The sequence below is a fragment of the Lutibacter sp. genome (assembly GCF_041596795.1).
GTDB lineage: Bacteria > Bacteroidota > Bacteroidia > Flavobacteriales > Flavobacteriaceae > Lutibacter.
On sequence record NZ_JBFHHX010000009.1, the window covers coordinates 1 to 15,906 of the forward strand.

The window sequence follows — 15,906 nt, forward strand, 5'->3', positions numbered from 1 at the left end:
GCTTTATAAAGCTCAGTTAATGGTTTATGAGAGGTATCTAAATTATGACAAATTACTGGTGAAATACAAGAAGGAGACACACATCTATCACAAATTTCTTGCACTTTCCCTTTCATTTTGTACATATTTGCCGATGGTCCGCCAATATCTGATAAATACCCTTTAAAATCGGGCATATTTGCAACTTTATCAACTTCTTTTAAAATTGATTCTTGACTTCTACTAGCAATAAATTTTCCTTGATGTGCAGAAATTGTACAAAAGCTACAACCTCCAAAACATCCTCTATGAATATTAATGGAAAATTTAATCATTTCAAACGCTGGAATTGGTCCTCGTTTATTATATTTTGGATGTGGTAAACGTGTAAAAGGCAAATCGAAAGAAGCATCAATTTCAGCCTCTGTCATTGTTTCAAAAGGCGGATTAATAACTAATTTTGTATCTCCAACATCTTGAAAAACTCTATCCGCAAATAATTTATTAGATTCTTGTTCAATTACTTTAAAATTAGAGGCATATGCCTTTTTATCTTTTAAACAAGCTTCATGAGAATTTATAGTAACATCCTTCCAATTTTTATTTTTCGGAATTTCTTCGTCCTTATTTAATAAAAAAGCAGTTTGTTTTACCGTTGTTAAACTAGAAAACGGAACACCTTTTTGTAATAAATTTACTATTTCACGCAATGGTTGTTCTCCCATTCCGTACACTAATAAATCGGCTTTAGAATCTTTTAAAATGGTTGGTTTTAGCGTATCACTCCAATAATCGTAATGTGTAACTCTACGCAATGAGGCTTCAATTCCACCAATTAAAACCGGAATATCTGGAAATTTATCTTTTAAAATATTTGTATAAACAGTAGTTGCATAATCTGGCCTAAAACCTTTGTCTCCGTTTGGCGTGTATGCATCATGGTCTCGTCTTCTTTTACTTGCTGTATAATTGCTTACCATAGGATCCATACAACCGCCGGTAACTGCAAAAAATAATTTTGGAATTCCTAGTTTAGTAAAATCTTGTAAATTATCGTTTACACTTGGCTGAGGAACAATTGCAACTCGTAATCCATAACTTTCTAAAATCCTACCTATTACTGCAGGACCGAAAGCCGGATGATCCACATAGGCATCTCCACTGAAAAGAATTACATCTAATTCTTCCCAACCTCTAAGTTTCACCTCTTTATTTGTTGTAGGTAACCAATCTGAAAGTTTGTTCATCATATTTTGCAAAAATACACTATTTTAAATTATTCTAAATAAAATAGTTTTAGCATTGTTTTTATCTTTTTGTTAATCAATGTTAATGAGTGTTAACATATTAAACCTTTCTAATTTAGAATAGTCTTACCAACATAAAACATTTTAAAACTTTATATATTATGAAAAAAATAATTGGATTTACAGTACTTGTATTAATGCTATCTTTTACAATGAATGCTCAAAACAAAAAAGGAGGAAACAGACAAGGCTCTGATTATACACCTGAGCAAATGGCTACTTTACAAACAAAAAAAATGACTTTAAGACTTGATTTAACTGAAGGTCAACAAAAAGAAATTTACAAATTAATGTTGACATCTGCCAAAGAAAGAGAAATTCAAAGAGAAGAATTCCAAAAAAACCGAAAAGATGGAGTAAAACTAACTGCTGATGAAAAATTTGATAGAGAAAAATTACGATTAGAAAAACAACTTACTCAAAAAGCTGCAATGAAAAAAATATTGAATGCAGATCAATATGAAAAATGGGAAAAAAATATGGGACAAATGGGGATGAACAAACGATCTGATAAAATGAACAATAATAATTATAATTGTTCACAAAGAAATAATTAAATCAATCCGAGAACTCATTACAAAATGAGTAAATTTAAGTTTAGTTAATTTAATAAAAAAACGCTGCAATTGCAGCGTTTTTTTATTATTTAGTTAATATTGATTGTCCAATACTAAGTTCGTTTGATTGTAGATTATTTATCCTTTTTAAGTCTTCTACTGATATTCCATATCTTTTAGAAATATTGTATAACGTATCACCTTTTTCTACAATATGTTCTTTTAATGTTGAAACTTGTACCGAAGTATCTGAATTTTTAGAATATTTCAAATTCTGACCAATAGAAATTGTATCGGTAGTTAAATTATTTAATTCTTTTAATTCATTTACAGAAATTCCGTATTTATTGGCTATTGAAAATAACGTATCGTTATAATTTACTGTATGATAGCCACTTTTACTAGCCACGTTAGCAACTACTTTTTCTGATACAATTTTTTCCTTCAAACCTGAATTTACAGTATACGATTTTCCTAAAACTTGAGTATCATATTTGTGTAGTTCAAATTTCTCTATTAATCCAATTAATTTTGCTGGATATCTTCTGTCTGTAGCATAACCAGCATCGCTTAAGCCTTTTGCCCATCCAACATAATCTCCTTGATCTAATTTAAACAAATCAGAGTATCTAGATCTTAATGTTAAAAATAATGAATGATCTCTATAAGATTTGGCAGGATCTTTATAAACCCTAAAACATTCTCCCTTTTCATCATCATCATGGTAAGTTCTATCACCGTCCCATTCTTTATGACATTTAATACCAAAATGATTGTTAGACCTTTTTGTTAGTTCACTATTTCCACTTGAAGATTCAATAATACCTTGCGCTAAAGTTATACTTGCAGGAATTTTATAAATTTTCATTTCTTCAATAGCAGCATCTTTAAAATAGTTAATATACGCTTCTGTTGATTTAAATATTAATGAATTAGTATCACTGCTATTGCCTTGTTCTTTAGTAACAACATCTTCGTTCTTTTCTATCACTTTTGGATGCGCTTTTGCAATTGGCTTGTGCACAACTTGCTTTTTACTGTGACAACTAGCCAAAACCATAATTGATAAAACGGCAATTAAAAATCTTGAAAATCTCATAATCATATAATTTGGGGTAAATTTTTCTTTTTTAAAACAGCATTCATACCTTTTATTCCTTGTAAACCGCCCGTATGAATTGCAATTATTTTTGTTCCGGTTTTAAAATACTCATTTTTAATTAAATCAACAATTCCAAACATCATTTTCCCTGTGTAAATAGGATCTAAAGGAATTCCTGTTTCATTTTTAAATTTATTGATAAAAGTAATTAATTCTTCAGATATTTTAGCATATCCACCAAAATGATAATTTGTATTTACTTGCCAATTTTTGGTGGTTTTTACATAATTCTGAATCTCATTAATTAAAAAATCTCCTTTTAGAGCAGGAAATCCTATAATATTTTGGTGCTCTTTTGCAGCATTTATCAGTCCAGCAATAGTTCCTCCTGTTCCAATTGATGAGCAAATAACATCAAATTTTTCATCCTCTTTTGTTAAAATTTCCTCACAGCCTTTTACCGCTAAATTATTTGTTCCGCCTTCTGGAACCAAATAAAAATCGCCAAACTCATTATTTAAATTAGCAATAAACTTAGTGGAATTTTTCTTTCTGTAATCGCTTCTTGATACAAAATGAAATTTCATACCGTGTTGGTGCGCAAATTTTAATGTTGCATTATTTTTTAAAACTTCATCTAAATTATTTGCTAACTCATCACCTCTAATTACTCCAATAGTTTCAAAATTAAATTCAAACCCAGCTGCTGCAGTTGCTGCAATATGGTTAGAAAATGCACCGCCAAAAGTAAGTAATATAGACTTCCCCAACTCTTTAGCTTCAGATAAGTTGTATTTTAATTTTCTAAATTTATTACCTGAAATAAAAGGATGTAATTCGTCTTCTCTTTTTATAAATAATGAAACATTTTTGTTTGTTATTTCCGAAAAACGAATTTCCTGAATCCTACTTAACCTATTATCTAAGAACAACTTGCTACTTTTTCTTCAATTTCAGTCCAATCTTCCATCAATTTTTCAATTTTCTTCTTTTTAGACTCGTAAGTTTCAAAAAATTTAGCATCAGAAGCAGTCTTTTCATAGTCCTTTGCTAATTTAGCATCCATTTCTAAAATCTCTTTTTCTAAAGTATCAATTTCAGTTTCAATTTTAGACAATTGATTTTTTAACTTTTTTAATTCTTTTTCTTCTTCTTTTGAAAACTGAGTTTTTACAACTTTTTCCGCTTTTGGTTTTGCTTCTACAACTGTTCTTTTCTCAGCTTCTCTTAAATTTTCAATTTGATGTTGTTCTAAAAAGAAATCAATATCTCCTAAGTATTCTTTTATAACTTTATCTTTAAAACCATAAACTGTAGTTGCCAATCCTTGTAAAAAATCTCTATCATGTGAAACCAAAATTAAAGTTCCATCAAAGCTTTTTAAGGCTTGTTTTAATACATTTTTTGAAGCAATATCAAGGTGATTTGTAGGCTCATCCATTATTAAAACATTAAAAGGCAACAGCAATAATTTACAAAGCGCTAATCTGTTTCTTTCACCACCCGATAACATTTTTGCCTTTTTATCTACGGCATCTCCACCAAATAAAAAAGAACCAAGCATATCTCTTACTTTTGCTCTATTTCCATCAGTTGCAGCATCTTCCATAATTTCTAATACTGTTTTTTCAGGATCTAAATATTCCGATTGATTTTGAGCAAAATAACCAATTTGTACATTGTGCCCTAATTTTAAATGACCACCGTGAGCAATTTCACCAACCATAATTTTTGCTAGTGTAGATTTTCCTTGTCCGTTTTGACCAACAAATGCAATTTTACTATTGCGTTCTATCAATAAATCAACATTTTCTAATACATGCTTATCACCATAACTTTTTGATAAATTTTCTGCTTCAAAAACCACTTTTCCGGGGTCTTTAGATACTTGAAATCGAATATTCATAACGGCATTATCATCATCATCCACTTCAATTAACTCAACTTTATCCAATTTTTTAATTAAAGATTGTGCCATTGAAGCTTTATTTGCTTTGGCTCTAAATTTATCTATTAGCTGTTGTGTTGCTTTAATCTCTTTTTCTTGATTTTTTTGAGCTTGTAATTGTTTTTCTTTTATTTCATCACGCAATAATAAAAATTGTGAGTACGGTTTTTTATAATCGTAAATTTTACCCAATGAAATCTCAATAGTTCTATTGGTAACATTATCTAAAAACATTTTATCATGCGATACTAACACAATAGCTCCTGCATACGATTTTAAAAAGTTTTCCAACCAAATAATAGATTCAATATCTAAATGGTTTGTTGGCTCATCTAGCAACAAAATATCATTATCTTGTAATAATAACTTTGCCAATTCAATACGCATTCTCCAACCACCAGAAAATGTTTCCGTTAATTTATTAAAATCTTCTCGCTGAAAACCTAATCCTTGTAAAATTCTTTCGGTATTTCCTTGATAATTATAACCTCCTAACAGCTCATACCTATGTGAAAACTCGTTTAGGTTTACCATTAAATCATGATAATATTCACTTTCATAATCCGTTCTTTCGGCAAGTTCAAAGTTAATTTGATCAATTTTTGCTTCTAATTCTTTAATCTCTTCAAAGGCCTGATATGCTTCTTCAAGAATTGTTCGTCCTTCAATAAAATCAATATCTTGTCGTAAAAATCCAATACGTACATCTTTATCAAAAGCCATGGTTCCACCAGAACTTTCAATATCTTTAGAAATTACTTTTAACAAGGTAGATTTTCCCGCGCCATTTTTTCCTATTAATCCAATTCTATCCCCTTTATTCAATTTAAAAGTTATCCCTGAAAATAAATCGGAACCAGCAAAGGAAACCGTTAAATTATGTACGTTAAGCATTTATTTTTATTATTTAGTGTAATTTTGTATGTGTTTTAAAAAAACGTACAAATTTACTATAAAAAAAATTGGCACTCAATTAAAGTTATCATTATAAAAAATTTTCATTTGTTATGATTAAAAAAGGAACCAAACTATATAGCATTTTATTTAATAAATGTCCTAAATGTCAGGAAGGAGATTTTATGAAAGAAAAAAATATATTTAAACTTCACAAAGCATTTCAAATGAACGAAAGATGCTCTAAATGTGGTTTAAAATATATGATGGAGCCTTCTTTTTTTTATGGGGCAATGTATGTTAATTACGGCTTAACAGTTGGTTTAGCCATAATTACATTTGCAATTTCGGTATTGTTTTTTAATTTAACTTTATTAGAGAGTTTTATTCCAATTGTAATAATATTAATTGCAACAGCACCAATTACCATTCGATTATCACGAATTATTTGGATAAATATTTTTGTTCATTTTGATAAAAAAGCTATTAATCTTTCAAAAAACGAAGAATTGAATACTCAGGATTAATGCTAACTCCATTTTCTAAATAATTATACAATTGTTTAGCTGCAATTGGAGCAATTATAACTCCACGCGTACCCAAACCGTTTAAAATAGCTAAATTTTTATAGTGCGGATGGGTTCCAACTAAAGGTCTTCTATCTTTCACCGTTGGTCTAATTCCGGCTAACTGCTTAACAACTTTGTACGGTACATTTAAAAATGTATCTAATTTCTCTAAAAGCTCTATTTTTCCTTCTTCCGATGGATTTTGAGTTTTATCTTTCCAATTAAAAGTTGCGCCTACTTTATACAAATCATTTCCTAAAGGCAACACAAAAACAGCCGCTTTAATTAATGCATTAACTTTTAAATTTGGTGCGTGTATAATTAACAATTCGCCTTTAGCTTCTTGCATTGGTAAATAGTTAAAAAATGGGTTTTGCAGCATTCCAAAACCTTCGCAAAACACAATTTTAGTAGCAGTTATATGTTGGTATTTAATATTTTCATCAGAAATAATTACGTCTGCATGGTTAAAACTTTCATTTAGTAAAGCATTTTTAGTTTTTAAATAAGCGCTATAATCATTTAATAACAATTGTGTATCAACCCAACCTGTATTTACTAATTTTCCATAACCGTGATTTGCTTGAATTCCATCAATTGCCGAGTGGTTTATTTCAGAAACCATATAATTACTTAATGCCTGATTGTCTGATGCAACAAACCAGTTATTTTGCTCTTCTATAGATTTAAAAATTCTAAAAATATCAATGGGAAAATTATACCTTTTTTTGAATTTATTTTCTAATTCCTGATAAAAAGGGAGAGCCACATTAAGCTGATTGCTTGCTTCCCAAACTGGCGTAAACCTTTTTAAAATAACCGGATTATAAACACCTCCAGCTACCACTGATGAGTTCTGCGAATTATTTTCAAATACCGCAAATGATTTATTATTAGCTTCCAATTCTTTTGAAAAAGCTAAACCAGCTAAACCTAAACCAACAATAATATAATCTACATTCATATACAGCAAATATATATTAAAACAAAAAACTCCTGCAATTTGCAGGAGTTTTTTGTTTTAAAAAGTATGGAATTAATAATTCCACATATCTAATTCTTTATTTCTAATTTCGTCTTTAATTCTGTTAGACTCTATTACTTGGAACAAAGAATTCCCTTTTACATAATGAGCCACATCTCTATCTCCATAAATATTTTCTTCTCTATAAATAATAGAACTAAATCTACGTGCATTTAATAAATGATCAAAAGAAATAGGATATGCAGAGTTTTTCTCATTAAACACTTTCATATCGTGCAATATATTTCTAGCATCTGGAAACCAAACCCAAAATAAAGGAAGTTGTTCAGTAATATCTAAATCTTCTCTTCCCATTACTTGCACATCTGGAGCAACTGGTGCTAATGCTAATAACCTATATTTTAATTCTCCTTGGCGTTTATCAAAATACCACAAACCTTTAATTTTAAATCCTTCAATATCCTGAGAACTTAAATTAATTTTGTCAATATATTCATCAATATTTCTATTTCCAGCATTTAATTCATCAAAACCTGCATCTGTTGTATCAATTCTAAAAAGCTTAGCATTAATTTCAGATTTTGTCATTTTTGCTGTAAAATAAGAATCATCATACACCTCTGTTATAGCACCTTTTCTAATACCTCTTAACAAAGTATCAAATAAAGATCTTCTATCCATTGTTACATTAGATGTATCAACAGGATAATACATTGGCAAATTAATACGCTCATTTAGGTCTATATATTCCCAAACAACTTTAGACCAAACAATATCTCTATCATCAATATATCCATATTCTAATGGTTTATCATTGTCAATTGCTTTTTGTGCCATTGTCTTTTTACCAATATCAGAAGGTTTTTTGGCATTTAATAAATTAGATTGTGCTGATAAAGAATTTACCAACATAAACACAACCAAAAAAGACCAAATATAATTCTTATTCATTCTTATAATTTTTTTATTATTGAATTTCTATACTTACTGCCGAAGCATCTTTAATCTTGTAAGAGGAATTACCTATTAACGAAGATTTTATATCAAATATTATAACAACATCTCCTCTTTTTGCTTTTGCAATTGCTTTTTGAGCAGCGCTATCCATTCTGTCTCCTCTTACAACAACTGCACCTTGTCCAGGAACTTTAATTGTAAATCCAGTAGTATTTAACCTTAAATCAAAATCAAAATCTGGTAATTCTGCTCCAACAGTAGAATTTTCTAAACTTGAACTTGGCATTTTAACATATCCAAATTGTTTTCTAATTGTTCCGTTTGGAGAAGGAATATCTTTAATTCTAAAAGTTTGAGATGAACTAACCGAAGTTCCGTCAGGTAATTTTCCTGAAACACTAATTTTAACTTCGTTTCCGGTAGAAGGAGTCATAATGTATTTTCCAGTTCCACTACCTTTACTTAATCCAGTGCCATTGGCAGTAACTAAGTTATCTGGAACACCTGGAATTGAAATAGTCATTGGGTTAGGAACACCTCTATAAACTACATTCATTTTATCTGCCGAAATAACCGCACTATTTGGTTTTGGAATTACTGCATAGCTAGAAGCAATTGGAATTTCTACAGGTTTACCATTTTCTATAAAAACAAATTTACCTTTAATTTCTCTTTCACCAACAGCTCCGGCAGGGAAGTTTAAAATTGCTCCACCATCTTGAATTGTTTTAATTTCACTTCCATTTACTACAACTTGCTCAGGTTTTAATGAAGCATCATATCTACCTAATACAATTTTTCCTTTAAAGTTTTCACCTTGAAAGAAAGCTGATTTTTCAGGAATTAAAATTGTTCTATAGTTAGACATAGATACATCACTTTCTAACTGACCACCTAATAAAGTTCCAAAAATCTCAGATTGCGTAGTTTCAATATCCATTTGCATAGATGTTAAATTAGTAATCGTAGAAATTAAAGGAAACCCTTCGTATCTATTTTTTAACCAAGGCTGTGTTCCATCTTCTGTTTTTTGATCAGAAGTATCAAATCTTGCAACTATACTATTAGTTAATGGACTTTTTTCTCCTAACAATTCTTTTAATGAATTTCTGTATCCATTAATCATATCAAGAAATTTTTGACCATCTTTTGTATATTTATCACCTTTAAAAAAGTGTTCATCTACAATACCAGAATTATCCATAGCCTCATAATCCTTTTTGTTTTCATGCTCTGAAAGGAAATAAGTTTTTTTTGTCTCTAAATAGTCACTAAACTCTTTAGATAGCACATCAACTTTTTTAGCTAACTCATATAAAGATTCATATTTTTCTGGTTGTTCTTGTGCTTTTGTAGACAAGTTTGCCAAAATTTGATCGTTTTTAACAACAGCAGTAGCATTATTTACTGTTAATTTTTCATTCATAAATCCAAAAGCAGATAATACTTCCTTAGACATATTCATTGCCAACATCGCAATAAATATTAAGTACATAAGGTTGATCATTTTCTGCCTTGCTGATAATTTACCTGAAGCCATTTTAATTAGTTTTTTTTGTTAATAAATAATTATAATACACAACTAATTATTTTTTGTTTGACATAGCAGATAACATTCCGCCATAGACTCCATTTAAAGAAGATAAGTTTGTTGCTAATGATTCCATTTGTTCTTTTAGCTTCCCTGCATTTACAGCTACTTGCTCATTTATTTCAGCTTGGCGTGTTGAACTTTCTAATTGAACTTTATATAAACTATTTAAGGATTCCATTTGAGCAGCTGCTAATGATAATTGCTCACTATATTTTGTTGTAGCAGCAATAGAGTTTACAGCTGGAGCAATATTTTCTGCTGCTCCTTTAAAATTTTGTATGCTATCACCTAAACTTTGCATTAAATTAGCATCTAATTTTGCTTCTTTAAGCATTGCATCTAATTTTTGTGATAATAAGGTTTGTGCTTCCTTGGTATCGCTTTTATCTTTTTCTTTAGCCATTCCACCACCTAATTCTGGATAAACTTTAGACCAATCTAGGTCGTCTTCAACAGGTTCAAATGCAGATATAGCAAAAATTATTGCTTCTGTAACTAACCCAATTGCAAGCATAACTCCACCAGTTAAAAAACCGATATGAAAGTGGGTTAATTTAAAAAGCGCACCAATAATTACTACTGATGCTCCAAGCCCATAGGCCATATTAAATAATTTTTTAGTTGATTTTGATTGTGCCATAACGTGAAATTTTAATAGTTAAGTTTGGGTTGATTTTTATTGATTTATTTTCCTTGTATATTGGTTCCTAAGAAATCTTGAACAGTTCTAAAACCAATATAACTTCTTGCTGAATCCGCATATTCATAATCACGAGTACTTACTTGTAAAAAATAAGCTACATCTTTCCAAGAACCTCCACGGATTACTTTTCTTTTATTTTTATCTATTTCAACATTTGGGTTCATGGTTGATCCAATATAATAAGACGATTCGCTGTAAGCTGTGTTTGTCCATTCTGAAACATTTCCAGCCATATTATACAATCCATAATCATTAGGATTGTAAGATTTTGCTTCCATAGTGTATAAGGCTCCATCTACAGCATAATCTCCTCTACTTGGTTTAAAGTTTGCTAAAAAGCATCCTCTATCACTTGTAGTATAAGGTCCACCCCAAGGATATGTTGCGTATTGCAAACCTCCACGAGCAGCATATTCCCATTCAGCCTCTGTTGCTAATCTAAAATATGGAACAGTAATAGCATTTTTCTTAGATCTTAAAAAGCTATTTTTCTTTTTAGTTCTCCAGCTACAAAAAGCTTTTGCTTGATCCCAATTAACACCAACAACTGGATAATCGTTATATGCTTGATGATGAAAATAATCTTGGTGCATAGGATCGTTATAAGAATAACTAAAATCTTTAACCCATACTGTGGTATCTGGATATACTTCTATTACTTGATGTTTAATAAAGTCTTTTCTTTCTCCTTTATTTCTGGCTGCAGATTCACTATCTAACCAAGAGTATTTATATTTAAGTTTTTTTGTATCGATAATTCTTTTTCCTTCAAGTCCGTTTTCAATTGGAATGTAAAGAGAATCCATCACTTCAGAATAGTAAATATCAGGAAAATCATTAGGTTCCCAAATTAAATCTTCATCCCAATTTAACGATCTTCCTTGAAGAGGTGAATTAATATCACCTAAACTACCATAACTATTCATCATATATTTCTGATAAGGAGTCATTCTAGAAGTATCTGGATTTTTAAATTGGTAATCTTCCAAAATAATGTTGGTATCATCAGACATTAATTCTGAAAACAAGGCTAGTTTTGTTCTTACAATAGAATCTCTTACCCACGTAACAAATTCTTTGTATTCTGAATTGGTTATCTCTGTTTCGTCCATATAATATGGTCTAACAGTGACTGTTCTTGCTGGCGAATTAAGCGCTCCAGCAACATCTTCATCCTCTTTACCCATTGTAAACGATCCTCCGGGAATTAACACCATTCCTAATGGTTTTTTTGAATTCCATTCGCGTTTAGACCTTACCCCTACAAGTTCTCCTTCGTCACTAGACCCACAACTATAAACAAATAAGGCTAATAAAATATACAACGATATTTTTCTCATAATAATTTACTTAATCTTTTTAGACAAACCTATTACTATTTATTTTAAAAAACAATAATTTATTTCAAAGTGATAAAACTAAACTATATAATTTAATTTTCACTTAATTTTTATACTAATTTTTTCAATGTATTTAACCACCGATCTGGAATTTCCTGATCCGTAGCGCTAATATAATCTTGATATGTACAAGGTATTAACGCATGTCTTTTGTATTTATTACTTTCATTTAAACTTATTTCCATCCACCATCTTCCACTTTTATTACTTTTATAAAAATTTAGCACTTCATTTTCAATAGGAACAATAAATTTTTGATAATTATCTTTCAACCCAAATGGGTAATCATTTGCCCTATAATTAACGCCTTCAATAAAATACCAAATCATTTGAGCAACTAACTGAGCTGTTTGATTTTTGTTATCATATTTTGAATTGTATTCGTAAATTCCAAATGAAGAAACCTTATCACTTATGCCTGCATATCGTGCAATTGCACAAATTTCAGCCCCAGAAAAACCATTTGGTGTAGCATTATAATTTGCAGGAGCTTCTGAATTTTTTATCGCAGATAAATCTATACTTACTATATCGGCATCTCTTAAAACTGGTTCTACAATTTGCAAGTCATTTGTTACTTCTCCTAGCCTGTGTGATTCAAAAAATAAACTTTCTAATAAATCAATTTCATTTTGAGAATTAAAATATGTTTGGTAACCAATGTTACAGTAATTAAATAAATTACAAGGTTGGTTCATAACAATTTTACTTAAAAAAGTTTTAGAGTTTAACTCATCTTCTATGGAACCTAAATCAAATTTATTATCTACACAAGCTAAATTTACTGTTTGCTCTAGAGAATCGTATGCTCTGTAGTTTGCATAGGTTAAGTCTTGACCACCACCTATAATTACAGGAATAATTTTAATTTTTAATAAGCTTGATACAATTTCTTTTAAGGCAAAATAAGTATCTTCAATAGTGTTTCCTTTCTTAATATTCCCTAAATCAACAACATTTATAGGCCAATTTCCAGGATATAACGCGTAAAATTCTTTTCTGATAAAATCTAAATTAGTACCTGAACCACTATTATTAACTGCTCCGCGATCTTCTTCAACACCTATAATGGCAATTTTAATATTTTCTAAACTTGGAAAATTATTTTGCGAAGTATAAACTTCTATACATTGCCCAATTGATTTATTGGTTTGCATTTTAGAATGCATTAATAATGCATCGTCAACGGGACTTAAATATTCGAAATTCATTTATAGGGGTTCTATTTTTTCTTTTTCAGCACCAAAGTAATAAAAAAAATTATTTCTTTTTACTTTTACTTTTAGTTGTTTTCTTTTTAGGTGTATTTTTTTCAATTAGTTCTTTTACTTCTTCTAACGTTAATTTTGAAGCATCAACTGTTTTTGCTAATTCAATTTTAATTTTTCCTTTAATTATGTTAGATCTTCCCCACCTAGCTTTCTCTACAGTAATCTTTTCTTCTGGCCAATTATGAATAATTTTATCTATTTCCTTTTGCTTTTTATCTTCAATTAATTGTTTAATATCACTTTTAGATAAGTTATCAAAATCATATTTTTTATTCACATTTATAAAAATATTATTCCATTTTATAAATGGTCCAAAACGTCCTACTCCTTTTTGAACTGGTAGATTTTCGTAGGTTGCAATTGGCGCATCCGCTTCTCGTTTTTCTTCAATTAATTCAATAGCTCTTTCTAAATCTACTTCCATTGCATTTTCATCTCTTGGAATAGAAACATACATATCATCAAATTTCACATAAGGTCCAAATCTACCTACAGCAACTTCAACAGGCTTTTTTTCATAATTACCAACTTTTTTTGGAAGCTTAAATAAATCCATTGCCTCTTCAAAAGTAATAGTTGTTAAATTTTGATCACCTTGTAAACTTGCAAATTTAGGTTTTTCCTCATCTGTTGCTTCACCAATTTGAACCATTGCTCCAAATCTTCCTAAACGTGCATATACATTTTTACCAGATTCTGGATCTATTCCTAATAAACGTTCTCCTTTTGCTCTATCGGCGTTTTCGGCAACGTGCTCTACATTTGGATGGAATTTTTTATAAAAATCTTTAATCATTTTTATCCAATCTTCCTTTCCTTCGGCAATATCATCAAATTCAGATTCTACTTTTGCTGTAAATCCGAAATCTAAAATACTTGCAAAATTCTCCACTAAAAAGTCGTTTACAATATTTCCAATATCTGTTGGAACTAATTTACCTTTATCGGACCCAACTTTTTCAGTTAAAATTTTAGTTGTAATCTCTTTACCTTTCAATTTTAACTCGGTATAATTTCTATCTTCTCCTTCAATAGTTCCTTTTTGTACGTATTCTCTTTTTTGAATTGTTGAAATAGTTGGTGCATACGTAGATGGACGACCAATTCCTAATTCTTCTAAACTTTTTACCAAAGAAGCTTCCGTAAATCTATAAGGACCTTTTGTATATCGTTCTGTTGCTGTAATATATTTGTTTACCAAGGTTTCGCCAATGGAAAGTTTTGGCAACATACCGTCTTGTTCTTCATCTTCATTGTCATTTCCTTCTAAGTAAACAGCTAAAAAACCTTCAAACTTTATCATTTCACCATTTGCAGTAAAAATGTTATCGTTATTGTTATTCGCAATTCTAACATTTGTGCGTTCTACTTGAGCGCTACTCATTTGAGATGCAATGGTTCGTTTCCAAATTAAATCGTATAACCTATTTTGATCAAAATCAACATTTACAGTATGTTCACTCATACTTGTTGGTCTAATTGCCTCGTGAGCTTCCTGCGCTCCTTTAGATTTTGTACTATAGTTACGTGGCTTACTATATTGTTTTCCGTACGATGAAATTATTTCTTGCTGCGCATCATTTTTTGCATCTTCAGATAAATTTACACTATCCGTTCTCATATAGGTAATTAAACCGGCCTCATATAAACGTTGTGCAATCATCATTGTTTTTGCTACCGGAAAACCTAATTTTCTGGATGCTTCCTGTTGTAAAGTTGATGTTGTAAATGGTGCTGCTGGAGATTTTTTTGCTGGTTTTTTCTGTAAATCATCAACTTTAAACTTTGCTCCTATTGATGACTTTAAAAAAGTTTCTGCTTCTTCTTTTGTTTCAAAATTTTTAGGGATAGAAGCTTTAAATTTTTTTCCCTCTGTAGTTAAAAATTCCGCTACCACTTTATACGATGCTTGCGGAACAAAGTTCATAATTTCGCGTTCTCTTTCAACAATTAACCGTACAGCTACAGACTGCACTCTACCTGCTGACAATCCTCCTTTTACTTTTCTCCATAAAACCGGAGAAAGTTCGTACCCTACTAATCTGTCTAAAACTCTACGTGCTTGTTGTGCATTTACCAAGTTATAATCTATAGTTCTTGGATTGTCAACTGCTTTTAAAATGGCTTTTTGGGTAATTTCATGAAATACAATACGTTTTGTATTATTTTCTTTTAATTTTAATTGCTCAAATAAATGCCACGCAATAGCCTCTCCTTCGCGATCCTCATCGGATGCTAACCAAACTGTTTCAGCATTTTTAGATAAATCTTTTAATTTTTTTACAAGTGATTTCTTATCCGAAGGCACTTTGTAATTTGGCATAAAATCACCATCTACATTTATTCCTATTTCTTTTGAAGGTAAATCAGCAATATGACCAAAGCTGGACTCTACTTGAAAATCTTTTCCAAGAAATTTTTCAATTGTTTTTGCTTTTGCTGGTGACTCTACTATTACTAAATTTTTTGCCATAAATTATTTCTTTTTCTAAACTTACACCATATATATTATAGTGATTTTCGACTACAAATGTATACAGATTTTTTTTAAATCAAATTATTTGTTGTTAAAAGCCATTTTAATGATCTAAAAATGATGTTAAATTTCTGCCAATCTGTCACAATTTTAATTTTTTGGTT

13 protein-coding genes are annotated in these 15,906 nt (G+C 30.0%); 2 read left to right on the plus strand and 11 right to left on the minus strand.

Annotated elements, in window-relative coordinates:
- Nucleotides 1-1,229 (minus strand): YgiQ family radical SAM protein (locus ABY298_RS02225; protein ID WP_372744361.1); only part of this gene is annotated, 1,229 nt, incomplete at its 3' end.
- 158 nt (nucleotides 1,230-1,387) lie between these two features.
- On the opposite strand from ABY298_RS02225, the gene ABY298_RS02230 reads away from it, so the two are divergent.
- Entirely contained in the window at nucleotides 1,388-1,843 is a 456-nt protein-coding gene (locus ABY298_RS02230) for a Spy/CpxP family protein refolding chaperone (RefSeq protein ID WP_372744362.1), read from the plus strand.
- Between the two features lie 85 nt (nucleotides 1,844-1,928).
- Here the strand turns inward: ABY298_RS02230 and ABY298_RS02235 are convergent, their stop codons facing one another.
- From ABY298_RS02235 to ABY298_RS02245, 3 genes are read right to left on the minus strand one after another with little or no spacing between them, the layout of a single operon-like run.
- Nucleotides 1,929-2,942: a glucosaminidase domain-containing protein gene (locus tag ABY298_RS02235; protein ID WP_372744363.1), complete on the minus strand. Its 1,014-nt coding sequence runs from the start codon at nucleotides 2,940-2,942 to the stop codon at nucleotides 1,929-1,931.
- Between the two features lie 2 nt (nucleotides 2,943-2,944).
- Nucleotides 2,945-3,877 (minus strand): 1-aminocyclopropane-1-carboxylate deaminase/D-cysteine desulfhydrase, encoded by a 933-nt coding sequence (locus ABY298_RS02240; protein ID WP_372744364.1) that lies wholly within the window; start codon nucleotides 3,875-3,877, stop codon nucleotides 2,945-2,947.
- Nucleotides 3,868-5,787, minus strand: a complete 1,920-nt coding sequence (locus ABY298_RS02245) for an ABC-F family ATP-binding cassette domain-containing protein (RefSeq protein ID WP_372744365.1) — start codon at nucleotides 5,785-5,787, stop codon at nucleotides 3,868-3,870. The genes ABY298_RS02240 and ABY298_RS02245 overlap by 10 nt, the downstream gene beginning before the upstream one ends.
- Before the next feature lie 113 nt (nucleotides 5,788-5,900).
- Here ABY298_RS02245 and ABY298_RS02250 point away from each other — a divergent pair, with 113 nt between their 5' ends.
- Nucleotides 5,901-6,314, plus strand: a complete 414-nt coding sequence (locus ABY298_RS02250) for a DUF983 domain-containing protein (protein ID WP_372744366.1) — start codon at nucleotides 5,901-5,903, stop codon at nucleotides 6,312-6,314.
- Here the strand turns inward: ABY298_RS02250 and ABY298_RS02255 are convergent.
- The 7 genes from ABY298_RS02255 to topA all read right to left on the minus strand — a co-directional run bounded on the left by ABY298_RS02255 (nucleotide 6,274) and on the right by topA (nucleotide 15,739).
- Nucleotides 6,274-7,320 (minus strand): NAD(P)/FAD-dependent oxidoreductase, encoded by a 1,047-nt coding sequence (locus ABY298_RS02255; protein ID WP_372744367.1) that lies wholly within the window; start codon nucleotides 7,318-7,320, stop codon nucleotides 6,274-6,276. The two genes, ABY298_RS02250 and ABY298_RS02255, sit on opposite strands and share 41 nt — an antisense overlap.
- Nucleotides 7,321-7,392: 72 nt before the next feature.
- Nucleotides 7,393-8,292, minus strand: a complete 900-nt coding sequence (gldN, locus tag ABY298_RS02260) for a gliding motility protein GldN (RefSeq protein ID WP_372744368.1) — start codon at nucleotides 8,290-8,292, stop codon at nucleotides 7,393-7,395.
- Between the two features lie 16 nt (nucleotides 8,293-8,308).
- Nucleotides 8,309-9,838: a gliding motility protein GldM gene (gene gldM, locus ABY298_RS02265; protein WP_372744369.1), complete on the minus strand. Its 1,530-nt coding sequence runs from the start codon at nucleotides 9,836-9,838 to the stop codon at nucleotides 8,309-8,311.
- A 46-nt stretch (nucleotides 9,839-9,884) separates the two neighbouring features.
- Entirely contained in the window at nucleotides 9,885-10,532 is a 648-nt protein-coding gene (gene gldL / locus ABY298_RS02270; protein ID WP_372744370.1) for a gliding motility protein GldL, read from the minus strand.
- A gap of 44 nt (nucleotides 10,533-10,576) precedes the next feature.
- Nucleotides 10,577-11,935 (minus strand): gliding motility lipoprotein GldK, encoded by a 1,359-nt coding sequence (gene gldK / locus ABY298_RS02275; protein ID WP_372744371.1) that lies wholly within the window; start codon nucleotides 11,933-11,935, stop codon nucleotides 10,577-10,579.
- Nucleotides 11,936-12,045: 110 nt separating this feature from the next.
- Complete coding sequence (locus tag ABY298_RS02280) at nucleotides 12,046-13,206, minus strand: formimidoylglutamase (RefSeq protein ID WP_372744372.1); 1,161 nt, start codon at nucleotides 13,204-13,206, stop codon at nucleotides 12,046-12,048.
- Nucleotides 13,207-13,255: 49 nt separating this feature from the next.
- A complete protein-coding gene (topA, locus tag ABY298_RS02285) occupies nucleotides 13,256-15,739 on the minus strand; it encodes a type I DNA topoisomerase (protein ID WP_372744373.1) in 2,484 nt (827 codons plus the stop codon).
- Between the last annotated feature and the right edge of the window lie 167 nt (nucleotides 15,740-15,906).